Origin of the sequence: Rhodospirillum sp. A1_3_36, from assembly GCF_047263945.1 — a bacterium.
Taxonomy (GTDB): domain Bacteria; phylum Pseudomonadota; class Alphaproteobacteria; order Rhodospirillales; family Rhodospirillaceae; genus Rhodospirillum.
Genome location: NZ_JBLAVB010000001.1, coordinates 989,173 through 1,004,644, shown reverse-complemented (window position 1 = coordinate 1,004,644; position 15,472 = coordinate 989,173). Strand labels below are relative to the sequence as shown.

Annotated in this window: 11 protein-coding genes and 1 riboswitch; of the genes, 3 read left to right on the top strand and 8 right to left on the bottom strand. The window is 59.5% G+C overall.

The genetic code is table 11. The features are described 5' to 3' along the window. Nucleotides 1–110 precede the first annotated feature (110 nt). Nucleotides 111–1,055 (bottom strand): DctP family TRAP transporter solute-binding subunit, encoded by a 945-nt coding sequence (locus ACLIRY_RS04360; protein WP_413204194.1) that lies wholly within the window; start codon nt 1,053–1,055, stop codon nt 111–113. A gap of 587 nt (nt 1,056–1,642) precedes the next feature. Between ACLIRY_RS04360 and menD the strand changes: the two genes are divergently transcribed. After that, nucleotides 1,643–3,580, top strand: coding sequence for a 2-succinyl-5-enolpyruvyl-6-hydroxy-3-cyclohexene-1-carboxylic-acid synthase (gene menD, locus ACLIRY_RS04355; protein WP_413204114.1), 1,938 nt, complete (start codon nt 1,643–1,645; stop codon nt 3,578–3,580). Nucleotides 3,581–3,847: 267 nt separating this feature from the next. Here the strand turns inward: menD and ACLIRY_RS04350 are convergent, their stop codons facing one another. The 6 genes from ACLIRY_RS04350 to ACLIRY_RS04325 all read right to left on the bottom strand — a co-directional run bounded on the left by ACLIRY_RS04350 (nt 3,848) and on the right by ACLIRY_RS04325 (nt 9,201). Further along, nucleotides 3,848–4,249 carry an acyl-CoA thioesterase gene (locus ACLIRY_RS04350; protein WP_413204113.1) on the bottom strand — a complete coding sequence of 134 codons (402 nt, stop codon included), beginning with the start codon at nt 4,247–4,249 and terminating at the stop codon, nt 3,848–3,850. Nucleotides 4,250–4,567: 318 nt separating this feature from the next. Next, a complete protein-coding gene (locus ACLIRY_RS04345; protein ID WP_413204112.1) occupies nt 4,568–4,936 on the bottom strand; it encodes a hypothetical protein in 369 nt (122 codons plus the stop codon). Between the two features lie 161 nt (nt 4,937–5,097). Then, nucleotides 5,098–6,351 carry an agmatinase family protein gene (locus tag ACLIRY_RS04340; protein WP_413204111.1) on the bottom strand — a complete coding sequence of 418 codons (1,254 nt, stop codon included), beginning with the start codon at nt 6,349–6,351 and terminating at the stop codon, nt 5,098–5,100. Between the two features lie 73 nt (nt 6,352–6,424). Further along, complete coding sequence (locus tag ACLIRY_RS04335) at nt 6,425–7,237, bottom strand: ATP-binding cassette domain-containing protein (protein WP_413204110.1); 813 nt, start codon at nt 7,235–7,237, stop codon at nt 6,425–6,427. Next, on the bottom strand, nt 7,234–8,061 hold the full coding sequence (locus ACLIRY_RS04330; RefSeq protein ID WP_413204109.1) for an ABC transporter permease: 828 nt from the start codon (nt 8,059–8,061) through the stop codon (nt 7,234–7,236). The genes ACLIRY_RS04335 and ACLIRY_RS04330 overlap by 4 nt, the downstream gene beginning before the upstream one ends. 69 nt (nt 8,062–8,130) lie before the next feature. Continuing rightward, nucleotides 8,131–9,201 carry a putative urea ABC transporter substrate-binding protein gene (locus ACLIRY_RS04325; RefSeq protein WP_413204108.1) on the bottom strand — a complete coding sequence of 357 codons (1,071 nt, stop codon included), beginning with the start codon at nt 9,199–9,201 and terminating at the stop codon, nt 8,131–8,133. 81 nt (nt 9,202–9,282) lie between these two features. Further along, a riboswitch (guanidine-I (ykkC/yxkD leader) is annotated at nt 9,283–9,403 on the bottom strand. 385 nt (nt 9,404–9,788) lie between these two features. Here ACLIRY_RS04325 and ACLIRY_RS04320 point away from each other — a divergent pair. Both ACLIRY_RS04320 and ACLIRY_RS04315 read left to right on the top strand, forming a co-directional pair. Then, on the top strand, nt 9,789–12,089 hold the full coding sequence (locus ACLIRY_RS04320; protein WP_413204107.1) for a PAS domain S-box protein: 2,301 nt from the start codon (nt 9,789–9,791) through the stop codon (nt 12,087–12,089). 123 nt (nt 12,090–12,212) lie between these two features. Continuing rightward, complete coding sequence (locus ACLIRY_RS04315) at nt 12,213–14,261, top strand: pentapeptide repeat-containing protein (RefSeq protein ID WP_413204106.1); 2,049 nt, start codon at nt 12,213–12,215, stop codon at nt 14,259–14,261. A 202-nt stretch (nt 14,262–14,463) separates the two neighbouring features. On the opposite strand, the gene corA is transcribed toward ACLIRY_RS04315, so the two are convergent. Then, on the bottom strand, nt 14,464–15,456 hold the full coding sequence (corA, locus tag ACLIRY_RS04310) for a magnesium/cobalt transporter CorA (protein ID WP_413204105.1): 993 nt from the start codon (nt 15,454–15,456) through the stop codon (nt 14,464–14,466). Nucleotides 15,457–15,472: the final 16 nt, after the last annotated feature.

Here is a 15,472-nt window from a genome sequence, read left to right as displayed (position 1 = left end):
TACGTACTTTCTACCAGGCGACTTGGACCAGCACTCGGTGGCGAAGGTGCGAAGCTCGCAGGAAACGCGGGCTTCGCACCTTCTCTGTTTGCGAAAACGTTTGGGTGGCCTTACTTGACGTTCCGAATCGCTTCGATGTTCTCCATGCCGAACTGCTTGGCATAGGTGTCATAGAAAGGCTTCAGGGCCTCTTCGAATGCTGTGCGGTCGAATTCTTCCGGCGAAACGATCTCGATCCCAGATTTTTTCAGAACCTCTAGCCCCTCGATATCGCGCTTCCGCACAAAGTCCCTTGAGGCTTGGCCGCCGATTTTGGCAGAGGTCACGAAGGCTTCCTGTACTTCGGCGGGAAATTCATCAAACAGATCTTTGTTAATCAGAATGACTGCCGGGGCATAGGTGTGGTTGGACAGGGTAATGTACTTTTGAACCTCTTGGAGGTTCGATCCGACGATGGTGGTGACGGGGTTTTCCTGGCCATCGGCCTTGCCGCTCTGCAGGGCAGGGTAAAGCTGGGAGAACGGAAGGGAAAATGTCTCAGCGCCCAGGGTCGAGAAGGCGGCCTTGTAGATCTCGCTCGCGGTCAGGCGGATTTTGAGACCTTTGAGGTCGGCCGGCTCTTTGACCGGGTGAACGGAGTTTGTGAGCTGACGGAACCCGTTTTCCCCCCACGCGAGGCCGACGGTGTCTTGATCCTTGAAGGTTTCCAGCAAGTTCTGACCGATGGGACCGTCAAGGACGGCGTCGGCATGGGCCGGTCCCCGGAACAACATCATCAGATCGAGGATGCCAACCTTGGGATTGAAGGTCGACAGGGCCCCACCAGAGGAGGACATGACCATATCAACGGTTCCAAGGCGCACTGCGTCAAGAACGGCGGCTCCCGATCCCAGGGCACTGGCGGGGTATTCTTCCAGTTGGTAGGCCCCATTGGTCCGCTTGGCCAATTCTTCGTTCATGACCTTGATGGCTTCGCTGAATTGCGAGCCTTTTGGTAGTACGTGGCCTATCTTAAGTGTTTCGGTTGCATTTGCCTGCGTTGTGGCAAAAGCCATGGCAACAGCAGTGAGCATATAAAAAAAGCGCTTCAATTTCGCCTCCCACGTATGGACGATGTGAGTGTACAACCGACTTGGTACTCCCATAATATTCTTACCACAATTGCAGATTTCCGCCGCTTGAGGTTGCCATTGGTGCTGTGTGGTACTCTGGGATGGATCCGATATTGGGAGGGTTGGGGCGCGGGGTCGAAATTTGCGCGGGAACTCTAGGAGTCTAAAAGTGGTTAGTTGTTTCCTGGGTGATCGGCTGGATACCGGTGCAAGGGGAGGAAAAAATTCTTGAGCTGTGCCATTTTGTTGCGACTCCAGCACAAATTCACATCAAAACTCGCGACTCCATCTTCCACGTTGAGATAGCCTGTGAAGGCGGAACAAAGAACGAATCCGAAACAATCTGTCAGGCGACCATACGCGGAATACGGTATTTTTTCCGATATATTATTCTTTGGTTTAAATCCTATTGATTTTACGCAGTGGACTGCGGAAAACAGTCATATGGCGAATTGGATCTTAACAGGGTGCTCTGCCTTATCCGAATCGCTCAAAAAGTCAGCTCTTTACTAAAAACTGGAGTTAATGCTGTGGGCGACATCAAGTCCTCGGGAAAGGATGCTTTTGGTTTGACGCCGGTTCATGACGTCGATTGTTCCTCTTTCCCCTCCATCCGCGCTGAAGTGGATAACACAACCTTTCGCGGTCTTGTCCAAGCCGACGCGGAATTGAACTTCCGCTGGGCCGCCGTTCTGATCGACTCTCTGGTTGCAAATGGGGTGGCGCATGCGGTCATGTCTCCGGGCGCCCAAATGGCTCCCTTGGCCTTGGCTTGCCGGGCAAACGCGGATCTGACAACACGAGTCGTCATTGATGAACGTTCCGCTGCGTTTCATGCACTGGGACTGGCCCGGGCAACTCGAAAGCCTGTGATTCTCATTTGCACTTCCGGGTCGGCTGTTGGCCATTGGTATCCGGCGGTCATGGAGGCTTCGGCCGGTATGACGCCGTTGATCCTGCTGACTGCGGATCGCGCGCCGGAGAATCAGGACCGGTGTTCGGCCCAAGCCATCGATCAGGTCCGTGTGTTCGGTCCCCACACCCGGGCATCCCACCATCTTCCTTTGCCCGACGGAAGTATCGGATCCCTGCCGCCGCTGGCCTCGCGGATCTATGAACAGAGCCTGTGGCCGTCGCCGGGGCCGGTTCATCTCAACATGCCCTTTCGGGATCCCCTGGTGCCCAAGACCCGCACCAAACCAGTCGTCACCGTGCCCCCGGCCACCACCCGGTCGCTGATCCGTCCGGCGCTTGAGGACATCTTGGATGTTGCCGGGACGATCTCTGGACGGCGTGGCGTGATCGTCTGTGGTGCGACAGAAATCGACAATGCGGACTTCCCCGGGGCTGTCCATGATTTGGCTCGGGCGACCGGCTGCCCGATTATTACAGACCCACTGAGCAACCTGCGATTTGGTGTGCCTGAGGATGTGCATGTCTTTTCTCGGGCCGATTCATTCCTGCGGTCGAGGGAATTCGCCGGTGCGTTCCAACCGGATTGGGTTATCAGTTTTGGCGGTCCTCCTACGGCGAAACCGGTCTTGAGCTGGTTGGAGGAGACCCGGGCCACAGATTATATCGTGGTTGATCCGAGTGTCCGCTGGGCGGACCCCCTGTTGCGCGTGACACGCCTTCTGCGCTCCGATCCGGCATCCTTCTGTCGGGGAATTACAGCAAGGGGCCAAGTCAAAGCGGCCCCTGCAGATTGGCTGGCGGCCTTCGTGGCCGCTGAGGGATACATTGACCAGTTGGTCGGGGCCTCCAGCGAGGACAGCCTGTGGGAAGCACCCATCGTTCGGCATTTGGTTGAAGCGGTGACGCCGGATAGCATCTTGTTTTCGGGCAATTCCATGAGCATCCGGGATTTCGACAGCTTCTCGGGCACGGTGTCCAAATCGTTCCGCTTGCTCGCGAACCGCGGGACGAACGGTATCGATGGATCGATCGCGACCCTTCTGGGGATCGCTGCGGCCCAACCGGGCAAGCCGACCTTGGCGATGATCGGCGACACGGCTTTTGCCCATGACATAGGCAGTCTGCAATTGGCCCAAGGGATGAACGTCACTCTGGTGGTGCTCAACAATGGCGGAGGAGCAATCTTTGATTACCTCCCGACGGCGGGTATCCCCGAATATGAGGACTTTCTTGCACCTTCGACAATGGACATTGGTTTGGCGGCGCGGGCCGCTGGGTGGCGTCACTGGAGTCCCACCGATTTGGACGGCTTCGAGGAGGCTCTCGAGGACGCATCCGGAGGCGATGGCCCCTGCGTGATCGAGGCGGTGATCGACCGTCGGATCAGTGTGGCCAAGCACAAGGCCTTCTGGCGGGCCGCCAGTGACATCGACGCGGTCTTTCAAAGCCATGGCCGTGCGGCCATCCATAAGGTGCTTGAAGAGGAAGGGGCATCCGGCCTGCTCGATTTGTTGGCCGATGAACGGGATCGGATCCGGACCATCGCCGCATAATGCCGGGGTGACGGGAACGGGTGTCGATCGTCGATCACACCTGAGCTCCCCCGGATCTCCGGTGGGGAGGCGGGGCTTCCCCACAGCCCTTTATACCAAGCATCGCGGGTTGGACCCACGCCACTTTTCTGGCGGTGGCGCCTGTGGCGCCGCTACGCCCCAAGTGCCACGCAGGCTTTACCGCGCCAGAAGGCGCGGCGGCCACTTGGCCTCTTTCAAGGGGGCCGCTTCCAAAGTGCGGTGAGTCAAACTCACCGCACTTTGGTATTAGGTCTTCTCTTTTGAGGGCAGGGCGCGTGAATTTCCCTCTTCGTCGATGGCCACGAAGGTAAAGGTGGCGTGGGTCACTTTCTCGCGGTCCACCGCATAGCGGTCCCGGCGCCAAGCCTCGACGTAGATCCGCATGGAGGTTCTGCCCGTCGAGAGCAGGCTGGCGTACATCGAGACCTCGTCTCCGACCTTGACCGGGCGGAGGAAAGACATTGCTTCCGCCGCGACGGTCGCCGACCGGCCCCGTGCCACCTGGGCAGCCATGTTGCCCGCAGCCAAATCCATCTGGGCCATCAGCCAGCCTCCGAAAATATCGCCCGCTGGGTTGGTGTCTGCTGGCATCGCGATGGTCCGGATAACGAGTTGGTTCGTCGAAATCGTTTGGGGCAGTTCGGTCATCTTCTGGCTTTCTCTGGTTCGTTGGTCGTTCACCCTCGGGCTGAAAGCCCGTTCCAGTCTCGTTATACTCTGTCTCCTTGAAAAACCGAAAAATGCGGGGCTTTGCCCCGCCCCCCACCGGGGCCTGAGGCCCCGGACCCCCATTCGCTTTTTTACCAATGGGATCAAAGGGTCGGTGAGCCTTTGCGGGTCTGGGCAGAGCCCAGCACCTGCGAAGCAGGGTTTCCGGATTTTCAAGGACACTGAGTATATATAGATTTTAGGGTGCCTTGGAGATCAAGTTGGGCCAAAAATGGCCGAGCTTGATCTCGGAGCAGTCTAACCTTCTGCCATTCGCTCTCGTATGAAGAGTCGGAGGTCACGATCCACCCGGCGGTCGAGGGAGACGTAGATGAAGTGGAAGTTCTCTCTCTCCTGGATCATGGCACCGGGAAAGGGGAGGTAGGAGAGCTCACGGCTGCCAAACGAAGGGCTTGCCGTGCCCACTTGCCATTCCGTTTTCAGGGACAGATCCACCAGCTTGAGCGGAGGGCCTCCTGCGTCGTCTGCGATCTCTAGGGGAACACCGGCGAGGCGCAGATAGGCCGCCTTGTCTTTGGCACTGCGAAAGCCGTCAATGAACTGGGAGGTGAGGAGCCGCAGCTCCTCCGCCTCGTCTTCCGGCTCCATGTGAGAATGCAGGTGCATTGGCGGCGCTGCGTTCCGGTTATGTCCGGCCCCCGGCCCGTGATGGGGGTGCCCATGATCATGGGAGTGCCCGTGATCCTGTCCATGGACATGGACATGGACAGGTCCGTGGTCGTGGTCGTGGTCGCCATCGTGCCTGTGGACAGACATTTGGATCCGACTCATTGGTTCCCCCATCGCTTGCCGGAGAAGTCCCCATGGGGAATCGTCACGGGCTTGTCGATATGGCCCTTGTGTTTGCCCATCACCCCGTTGGCCACCATGGTCCCCAGCACGTCAACAATGACCCGTGTTCCCATCAGGGCGGTGATGTCGGAGGTGTCGTAGGGCGGGGAGACTTCCACCAGTTCCATGCCGCACAACCCTTCTGCGGCGATCTTGGACACCAGAGAAAGGACTTCGCGGGGCAGGAAGCCGCCGGGTTCTGGCCAGCCGGTACCGGGGACGAAGCCGCAATCGATGCAATCGATGTCGAAGGACAGGTAGACCATGTCCACGTCCTTCCATGCCAGTTCGAGCGCCAGTTCAGCGGTCTTGTCGATGCCCATCCGTTCCACGTCGGACAGGGTGATGATGTTGGTGTTCCGCTCCCGTGCCACCGCGACGGCCTCGCGCGGGACCTGCCAGCCGCCGATACCGATCTGCACCAGGTTTGTCGGGCTCACATTGGGCAGGTTGGTGGCGTGGAACCAGGGGGTGGTGTGCATGCGCTCGTCCAGGTCTTTCTCCTGGATATCGGCATGACGGTCGAAATGGACGATGCCGATGCGCTTCGATGTGCATTCGGCGATGCCGCGCACCGTGGGGAAGCCGATGGAATGGTCGCCGCCGATGATCACCGGCATGGAGCCGGAGGAGAACACATGGGAGCAGGCTCGGCTGATCTGGTCGAAGGTCTTTTCCAGGTTCGCCGGGATGGTAAAGATGTCTCCCGCGTCACACAGGGTCATCTGTTCGCGCAGGTCGACGCTCATTTCGTAGTTATAGGGCGTGTAGAGCGCGCTGATCTTGCGCACGCCCTGCGGTCCAAAACGCGTGCCGGGACGGTAGGTCGTGCCGCCGTCGAAGGGGGCGCCCAGGATCGTAGCATCGTATTGGCCGACCTCGGTCGCGTCTTCGGCGTAGGGGGCCTTCAGAAAGGTGTTGATGCCCGCGTAATGGGGCAACTCCCCGCGGGCAAAGGTGGGGATGGTCTTATCCTCGATGCTGTCGGCGCCGGTCAGGCCCATGCGGAGCGCCCATTGACGCTCCTTCTCCCAGGCGGTGCCAGGCAGGTCGGCCTCGGCGCGCATGGACTTCCAGCCCTGTAGGTGGGACAGGTCGGGATGGTGGAACCGCTTTTCGCGCAGAAGACGCACTTGTGCGGTCTGGGGGGTGGACTTGGCACGATGTCCAAGGGACAGGGATGGTAGCATGGATGGTCTCCTCGTTCAGGGCCTGGGGAGGGGCGCGGATCACGCGGACCACCGCCCCAGGAGGCTGTTGGGCTTATTGATGCAACAGTTCGGGAGGGGCGGTCGTGTGGTCCGTCAAACCAAGGGCTTGGTAGGGAACCCCGCCATTTCGGGCGTCGAAGTCATAGGTGATGGTGGCCCCATAGGCTTGGGGGTCGTGGGGGTCCCACCGGGGTTTGTCGAAGACCAGGACCCGGTCTCCCAATTTGAAGCCCTCTGCAAGGTCATGGGTGACCATGAAGATGGTCAGGTTGGTTTCGGCGCGTAGGTCGCTGACAAAGTCGTGCATGGACAGCCGTGTGCCCGGATCCAGGGCACCGAAAGGTTCGTCGAGCAGGAGGATCCGGGGCTTGGCCATCAAGGCTTGGGCGATGGCCAAACGTTGCTGCATGCCGCCGGAGAGAGCTGCGGGATAGGCTTCGGCCATGTGTCCCAGGCCAATACGGTGGAGAACGGCGTCGGCCCGTTCGGCTGCGGCCCGTCGCGGAGCCCCCCGCAAGCGACCCAGAAGGCGCTCCCCCAAGGTGACGCCGGAGAACTCTTCGGCGGCAATCAGGTTGTTTCGAACGGTCATATGGGGGAAGACGCTGTACCGTTGGAAGACCACGCCCCGATCCCGTCCAGGCTCCACCGCAGGCGGTGCCCCGGCGACACGGATCTCTCCATGGGTCGGGCGTTCCTGGGCGAGAAGAAGGCGCAAGAAGGTGGATTTGCCACAGCCCGAAGCTCCGACAATGGAGACGAAGGCTCCTTCCGCCACGTCCAGATTGACCCGTTCCAGGATGGGGCGGCCCTGGTAGGCCTGGAAGACGTTTCGCACGGTGACGTAACTTTTGCTGACGCTCATGGTGCATCTCCCCCCGGCTCGGTGAGCGACCAGGGGAAGGCCTTGCGCGACAATGTCCGCAAGCCCCAGTCGAGGCAGAAGGCGAGGAGGGTGATCCAGATAACGTAAGGCAGGATCACATCCATGGCGAGGTAGCGCCGAACCAGGAAGATCCGGTACCCCAAGCCCTCGGTGGCCGCGATGGCTTCGGCGGCGATGAGGAACAGCCAAGCCGGTCCCAGGGCTAGCCGAGTGGCCTGGATCAGGCGCGGCAGGACCTGGGGCAGGACCACCCGAACCGCCAGAACCCAGGAGGAGGCTCCCAGGGTCTGGGCCTTCACCAATTGTTCGGGCGGGACCTCCATGGCTCTTTGGGACATGTCGCGGATCAGGAAAGGCGTGATGCCCACGACAATCAGGGCGACCTTGGACAGTTCTCCCAGGCCAAAGACGATCAGCAGGATGGGCAGGATCGCCAGGGGGGGGATGAGGGAGAGGATGGCAACGAAGGGAGCCAGACCCGCCCGGGCATGGGGCAGAAGCCCTGTGAGCATGCCCACCACCAAGCCCAGGGCGATGGAGAGACCCATCCCCATCCCCAGGCGGGCCAGACTGGCCCCCGTGTCCGCCCAAAGGAGCACGGCTCCGGAGCGCTTGTCCTCTTCCGTCGCCAGCCGAACCGCAGACTCTGCGACCTTGGTGAGGGCTGGCAACAGCTTGTCTGCGGGATTGTCCGCCAGTCGCGCCGCCGACCCGGCCATATAGGCCAGCAGCAGGGCGAGGAAAGGCAGAAGGGCCAGAACAACGGCCAAGGATCGGGAGGGCTTACGGTTGATCAAACGCATGGCAACGGCACTCCTGATGGGCGGGAGGTCGGGGACGTCTGGAGAGGGGGGCGGACAGGCGGGGAGCGGCTAAAGCTTCCCCTCGGCGGCCATGCCCATGTAGGTGGTGTCGTAGCGGAACTTTACGTTGTTCGGATCGCCTGTTGTCGAACCGTCCGGATAGGCCACGCCGATGTAGTCCGCATTGGGTGCGCCTTCGCCCAGGATGCCGTGATCGAACAGGAAGGTGGCCACATAGCCCATGGTGGTCTTCAATTCTGGGCTTTCGGTGAAAGCCACAGCCTTGGCTGGATCGTAAAACATGGCTGTGGCGTCCAGTTGGGCCTCGTATCCGGCCAAGTCGGTACCGGAGGCTTGGGCCATGGCCGTGCGGGCAGCGACGCCCTCGGGCGTGTCCGAGGACATCAGGGCCATGGTTTCATACCAAGCGCCTGTCAAAGCCTTGCCGAAGGCCGGGTTGTCGGCCAGGGTCTCGGTGTTGACGACCATGAGATCGATGATCTCGCCGGGGATTTTCGAGCTGTCATAGATCTTGCTGACACCGGGCGTTTCCATGATGGTGGAGACCAGCGGGTTCCAGGTCACGACCGCTTCAACGTCCGGCGTGGAGAAGGCCGCGACCATGTCGGCGTCGGAGGTGTTGATGACCGTCAAATCCCGCTCGGTGAGACCGACACTGTCTAGGGCGCGTGCCAACAGATAATGGGAGACGGAGAGCTCCACCAGATTGACGGGCTTGCCTTTCAGCGAGGCCAGATCCCCGTCACCTTTTACAAGAATGGCGTCATTGCCGTTGGAGAAATCGCCGACAATGAGCGCTGTGGTGTCCAGGCCGCCGCCCGCAGGGATGGATAGGGTGTCCATATTGGTGGCTGAGACGCCGTCGACGGCATCCGCAGCGTATTGGTTGATGGACTCGATGTAGTCATTAACCTGGATGATCTGGACGTCGATGCCGTATTTTTTGGCCCATTTGTCCATGATGCCGCTGTCGGACATATAACCCCAGGGCATCCAGCCCGCGTAGATGGACCAAGCCACCTTGAAACTGGATTTTTCCTCCGCCAGGGCGGGGACGGCGCAGGCTCCCGCGAGCGCTCCGGCGAACAGAATGGCGTTCAGGCTGGTCTTGATGATCATGCTGTCGTCCACTTCCATGCTGGTTGACGGGCGGCAACCGGGCGGACGACAGGAGAGCCGACGCGACCGATCGCGTATTTGGCCTCCCGGGCTTTTATCCCTCCGTGTGTCCGATGCGTTTTGTGGGTGGGGGCATCGGATGAAAACTCTCGGACCAGACACCGAAGGTCTTTCTTCAGTCGGAACCCTAGTTTTCTGCTCGGTTATCAATCAAAATCCATGCCAAGTCCTCGCAGTGCCCTTGTGTGCACCATTTTTGCGAAATGTTCTGCCGAGGGGACGCCGTGTCGGCGCGGATTTGACGGCCTTTAAAGAGAAATATGCACAAGGGTGATAAGCATCTGCTCAAAAAATAAGCAAGTGATCCCTTGGGCGAAATTATCCATTGTGTTCATTAGAGAAATTCAAGTAATCGCATTTTTGATGATGGTTTCCAAAATCATATGCTATTGTCAATCAAGGGATTTTCCTGAATTGAAACGGATGCGTTTTGCCTGAGAGCAATATATTTTGAGGGTCAATTCTTTTTTTTGCGACGTTTTGGGGCTAAGCTGGTGATCGCTCCTTCGAGAAGATAAGGGTGTTCCATGCTGTCCTCGGATATGGCGCTCTTCGCCCTAAGCAAGACCTCCATGGAAGTCTATTGGCTTGACGTGACCGCCCGGGTGGTGGATGTCAATCCAGCAGCACTTCAGGCGCTCGGCTATCGGTACGAGGGACTTGTTGGTCTTCACCTGGCTGATTTTGTCCCGGAAATGGGGCCAGAGCGTTGGGCTGTTCTGCTTGATACGGTGCGGCGGGATGGCGAGGTCTTGCTGGAAACCACGCAGCTTCGCAGCGATGGCGTGACCTATCCGGTGGAAATCTCCTTTGCTCTTTTCCTGCAGGAAGGGGGAGATCTGATCTGCGGGATGGTCCGGGATGTCTCCGACCGGAAGCAACGGGAGCGGCGGAGTCTGGAAGACTTGGCCCGCTACCGGGACGCTATGGATGTCCCAGGTCTGGGCTTTTTGGCGGTGAACCTGAATTCCCGTATTGTCGACGCGAACACGACCTATGCCACTATGTCTGGATATGCCCGAGAGGCGTTGATCGGCATGTCGGCGGCTCTCCTGGAAGTGAATCAGGACCAACACGAGGCTCAAACCATTGTCGACAGGGCCAAGGCGGAAGGGGCTATTCTGTTTCGCTCCCGACATCGACGCGCTGATGGGACGGTTTGGCCTGTGGAAGTCGCTGTTAAATACTCTCCAATTGATGGTGGGACCGTCTTTGCCTTCATTATGGATATTGGGGAGCGGGTTACCAACGAACAGCAATTGGCGGAGAAGTCCAGGCAGTTGGAGACGCTCCTGGTGCAGCATCGGGAAGCCCAGGAAATCGCCAAGGTTGGCCATTATGTTTACGATATCGTCCAGGATAGCTGGTGCGGATCTGATGTGCTGGAGACAATGTTTGGAATTGGGCCAAACTTTGATCATTCGGTCGCGGGATGGCTCTCGCTGGTTCATCCCGATGATCAAGGGGAGATGCAGGCCTATTTGAAAGACCGTGTTCTGGCGGGAGGGGAGAGGTTCGATAAGCTCTATCGGATCATCGATCAGATGACAGGCAAGGTGAAATGGGTTCACGGCAAGGGGCATTTGCACCGTGACGAGACGGGCAATCCCCTTGAAATGTTTGGCACCATTCAGGATGTGACGGACCTGAAGCAGATCGAAGCCGCCCTGAGGGCCAGCGAGCGGCTGAAGCGGCAGATTTTCGCCAGCATACCCGATTTGGTGTTTCTCAAGGATGCGGCTGGCCGGTATCTGGCCTGCAATCCGGTGTTCGAGCGGCTCTATAACAAAAGGGAGGCGGAGCTTCTGGGGAAGGATGATTTTGCCTTCATTGATCCGGATACAGCGGAATTCTTCCGGCGCCACGACAGGCAGGCCATGGCGGCGGGTAGGCCCCAGATAAACGAGGAATGGCTGACCTTTGCCGACACGGGACGTCGGGTTTTGGTTGAAACCGTCAAGACACCGATGCTCGATGAAGAGGGACGGATCATTGGCGTGCTCGGCTTGTCCCGCGATATCACGGAACGCAAGCAGATCGAGGACACCCTCAGAGAGACGAACGAGGAGTTGCGGCAGTCCAACGAGGATTTGGAATCCTTCGCCTATGTGGCTTCCCACGATCTGCGTGAACCGTTGCGGACGGTGACGAGCTTTTCCACCTTGCTCAAGCGCAGCCTGGGCGAGGACCTGACCCCTGACCAGAAGGACTATCTGGAGTTCGTCCACAAGGGGGCCACCCGCATGGACAGGCTGATCCGCGATCTTGTCGAGTATTCTCGGATTGGCCGCAGTGCCAACCCTCGCATTGACCTCTCGGTGGCAAAGGTGGTTGACACCGTTTTGGGCCAATTAAGGCGGCAGCTTGAGGAGGAGGGTGCGCGTGTCACCCGCTGTCATGGCATGCCCCGGGTTTATGCCTGCCGGGGCGAGGTTGAACGCCTGTTTCTGAATTTGATCACCAATGCCCTGAAGTATCGCGCGCCCGACCGGTCTCCGGAAATCAACATCACCTGTGCATTGCAGGGCGATCGCTGGGAGTTCTGCATCAGCGACAATGGTATCGGCATGGACCTGGAGCAATACGGCGCCGGGCGCATTTTCCGGCTCTTCCAAAGGCTCCATGGCCGGGATGAATATGGCGGCGGGACGGGTGTGGGTCTGTCCGTCTGCAAGAAGATCGTGGAGCATTACGGCGGGCGCGTTTGGGTGAAAAGTACGCCGGGAGAAGGAAGTCAGTTCTTTTTCACCCTACCCCAGGCCGCGACGAGGGAAGATCGGCCGAAAGCCAAAAGCTTGGCACCCCATCTCACCCCATCGATGACGTGAGGGGCGCTACTCGCGTCCACCCGTATTGCGTTGCATGTGCCTCTGATGCAGAGTGGAGGGGAAGTCTGCCCCGCCCGACCACTGATCGTCCAGCTCCGATCTCCACACCATGACCCCCGCACCATGACGAGCACACCTCGCCCCCCCGTGGTCCGTCCCCTTGCGTTTTCCGTAGAGCCCTATCGGATCGCGGTCAACGAGGCTGCCTCGCGGGTGCGGGGCCTCTGGCTGGGGTACTTGGCCCTGACGGCCTATCTGACGCTGGCGGTGATCGGCGTCACCCACAGGGACCTGTTCCTGGAAACCCCGATCTCCTTGCCGGTGATGAACGTGGACCTGCCGCTTCAGGCCTTTTTCGTCGTTGCGCCTCTGTTCTTTCTGATCAACCATTTCTACCTGCTGCAACAACTCCGTTCTCTGGGACATCGGGTCCATGCCTTCAATTGGGCGATGGGTCAGGCGGCACTGGATGCGGTGGCCAGTCGGCGGGAGCGCCTGGGTTTGACGACCTATGCCCTTGTGCTGCTGATCGGCGCCGGGCCGGAGGAAAACAAGGGCTGGGGCGGCGTCTTCCTCTGGCTGGTCACGGTCATCACCCTGCTGCTCGCGCCGGTCGTTCTGCTTCTGGTCTTCCAGTTGCAATTCCTGGCCTACCACAGCGCTCCCATCACCTGGGTCCATCGGGTCCTGCTGCTGCTGGATGTGCTCCTGCTTTGCCTGTTCTGGCCCGCGATTCGGTCGGATCAATGGCCGACGAAATGGACTTTTCTTAAATCCCTGTCCCTTTATTGGGTTCCTATCGCAGCCTTCTCCCTTTTCCTGGCGACCTTTCCGGGAGAGGGCATGGACGGTGGACCCCAAGTCGACGATTGGGTTCGGGACCAGGACAGCGATTTCGCATCAGTCAAAATAGCTCTCTTTGGTGGAAGAGGGGTGGGTGAAGATGGGAGTCCAAATGAGATCGCGCGGTTTCTCCCCTTCTGGCGTGTGCTCCATCTCGCCGATCGCCGGGACCTGATCGACCTGGACCGCCTGGACAAAATCCGGGGGCGTCGGGAGAACAGCCCGTCGGAAGAGGCCTTGGCCACGCCCGACAGGCCCCTGTCCCTGCCGGGGCGGGATTTCAGAGGAGCGCATTTGGAGTCGTCCGATCTCCGGGAAGTCAACTTGGACGGCGCGAACCTGCGGGGCGCGTTTCTCACATATGCAAGCCTACAGGGCGCATCTCTCAACGACGCAAGACTCCAGAGCGCGTCTCTCATCGGTGCAAGTCTGCAGGGCGCGTCTCTCAACGACTCAAGCCTTCAGGGCGCGTATTTCAGCTTAACAGACCTGCAGGGCGCGTCTCTCAACGATGCAAGTCTGCAGGGCGCGTCTCTTATCGGTGCAAAAATGCAGGGCGCGTCTCTCAACGATGCAAGTCTGCAGGGTGCGTCTCTTCACCGCGCAAGTCTGCAGGGTGCGTCTCTTATCGGTGCAAAAATGCAGGGCGCGTCACTTAACGGTGCAAGCCTGCAGGGCGCGTCACTTAACAGTGCAAGGCTGCAGGGCGCATCACTCAACAGTGCAAGCCTGCAGGGCGCGTCTCTCGTACTCACAAGACTGTCTTGCGTCATATTGGACGGATCCGCCGCATGGGGAGTAACTGGACAACCGCAGTTGGACAGGTCACCCTGTGGCCGTGTGGTTAAGGTTTCTTGGACCCATCCTAGCCAAGAGGACATCGCTGACTGGGAACAAAGGAGTCTGGAGGGTGTTTCGGATGCCGCGATACGGGACCGGCTATCGGCGTTTTACCAAGAGCTCGGGAGCCGTCTGGCGGACCCGGATTTCGTCTCCTCCCCTGAGTGGCTCCATACCCTGTCCATGGTTTCCGATATCCGGTTCCAAGACGGATTGGCAACTCTGCTGGCCGACCTTTTCTGCGACAAAAGTAGCGCCCCCTACGTGGCCCAGGGGCTGATCAAGCACCGGTTTTCGGCCCCTTTGTTCGTACCCATGTCCTACGTCTACCTCCCTCTCTCCCACCTCGACACCGCCCACTTGACGGCCCTCTCGCGTCGTTTGCTCGACGCTCGGGAGGGACGCACCGAGGATTGCCCTGGCGTCATGGGGGTGGAGCCGGAGGACATCAAACGCTTGCCTGAATGGGCGGTCGATGCGGAGAAGTGAGGCGGTTGGCGCGACCAAAGCGCACTTTACTACCGACAGTGACATTACCTCTGGATTCCCGCGTTTGCGGAGATGACGACGAAGGAAAACCGGGCTCGCGCGGATGACGACGGGAGGAGATGCGCAAAGAAGAAAGGGGGGATTCGGGGGTTCTCCCCCGAGCGGCTGCGGGCGGCAGCCCGCTGGCGAAGCCAAACGCTCCCTAAAGCCACCCCCACCGCTTAAACAACCGATAGGGCAGGATTGCAGAGATCAACATGATCAGCAAGGCCAGAGGATAGCCCATGTGCCAGCCCAATTCCGGCATGAATTGGAAGTTCATGCCGTAGATGCTCGCCACCAGGGTGGGGGGCAGGAAAATCACCGCGACCACCGAGAAGATCTTGATGATTGCGTTCTGCTCGATGTTGATCATGCCGAGGGTCGCATCCAACAGGAAGGTGATCTTCGACGACAAAAAGGTCGCGTGGTCGATCAGGGATTGGGCGTCCCGTTGCAAGGTCTTGACCCGTGCCCGGCTGTCCTTGGTGCTCTTCCGTTCCGTCGTGACCTGGGCCAGGTAGACGAACAGCCGCAGCAGGCTGACCATGCTTTCGCGGATGTCGCTGGTCAGGTCGCCCTTGCGGCCGATGGTCTTGAGGATCTTTTGGTAATCCTTGCTTCGGGCTGTCGGCCCCTTGGCTTTGCTCGACGGCGGGGTGTCCTGGGCGAAGATCTCCTGGGACAGGCGGTCGATCTCCCGGGCATCCCGCTCGATCACGTCGGCCAGTCGGTCCACGATCGCTTCCAAAAGAGCCAGTAGAACTTTTTCGCCCCCGAAACAAGCGAGGTTCGTTTTCTCCGCCCGCATGGGAAAAGCTTCAAAGGCCTTGGGCTCGCTGTACCGGATGGTGAGGAGCTTGCCGTTGGTCAGGACAAAGGTCACCGGAGAGGACTGGGGATTGTCCGTATCCGTCGCCGACAGCAAGGTCGCGGTCATGAAGATCGCGTCGTCTTCCTGGTAAAGGCGGCTGGAAATCTCGATTTCCTCCATTTCCTCGCGGGTGGGGACGTCGATGTTCAGGATGGATTCGAGCTGGGCTTCCTCCCGCGCCGTGGGGGCGATCAGGTCGTACCAGATGATGCGGTCGGTTTCGTGCAGGGGCGCCGGAGCCCGCTTTAATCGACCGTTCTCCTCCCAATAGCCAAAAATCATGGGAGCCTCCTTCCCT

What these genes read in the sequence shown, in the direction of transcription:
- ACLIRY_RS04360 (WP_413204194.1), bottom strand. Translation starts at nt 1,055, where the DNA reads ATGGCTTTTGCCACAACGCAGGCAAATGCAACCGAAACACTTAAGATA.
- ACLIRY_RS04325 (WP_413204108.1), bottom strand. Translation starts at nt 9,201, where the DNA reads ATGATCATCAAGACCAGCCTGAACGCCATTCTGTTCGCCGGAGCGCTC.
- ACLIRY_RS04315 (WP_413204106.1), top strand. Translation starts at nt 12,213, where the DNA reads ATGACGAGCACACCTCGCCCCCCCGTGGTCCGTCCCCTTGCGTTTTCC.
- corA (WP_413204105.1), bottom strand. Translation starts at nt 15,456, where the DNA reads ATGATTTTTGGCTATTGGGAGGAGAACGGTCGATTAAAGCGGGCTCCG.
- ACLIRY_RS04320 (WP_413204107.1), top strand. Translation starts at nt 9,789, where the DNA reads ATGCTGTCCTCGGATATGGCGCTCTTCGCCCTAAGCAAGACCTCCATG.
- ACLIRY_RS04350 (WP_413204113.1), bottom strand. Translation starts at nt 4,249, where the DNA reads ATGACCGAACTGCCCCAAACGATTTCGACGAACCAACTCGTTATCCGG.
- ACLIRY_RS04335 (WP_413204110.1), bottom strand. Translation starts at nt 7,237, where the DNA reads ATGAGCGTCAGCAAAAGTTACGTCACCGTGCGAAACGTCTTCCAGGCC.
- ACLIRY_RS04345 (WP_413204112.1), bottom strand. Translation starts at nt 4,936, where the DNA reads ATGCACCTGCATTCTCACATGGAGCCGGAAGACGAGGCGGAGGAGCTG.
- ACLIRY_RS04340 (WP_413204111.1), bottom strand. Translation starts at nt 6,351, where the DNA reads ATGCTACCATCCCTGTCCCTTGGACATCGTGCCAAGTCCACCCCCCAG.
- ACLIRY_RS04330 (WP_413204109.1), bottom strand. Translation starts at nt 8,061, where the DNA reads ATGCGTTTGATCAACCGTAAGCCCTCCCGATCCTTGGCCGTTGTTCTG.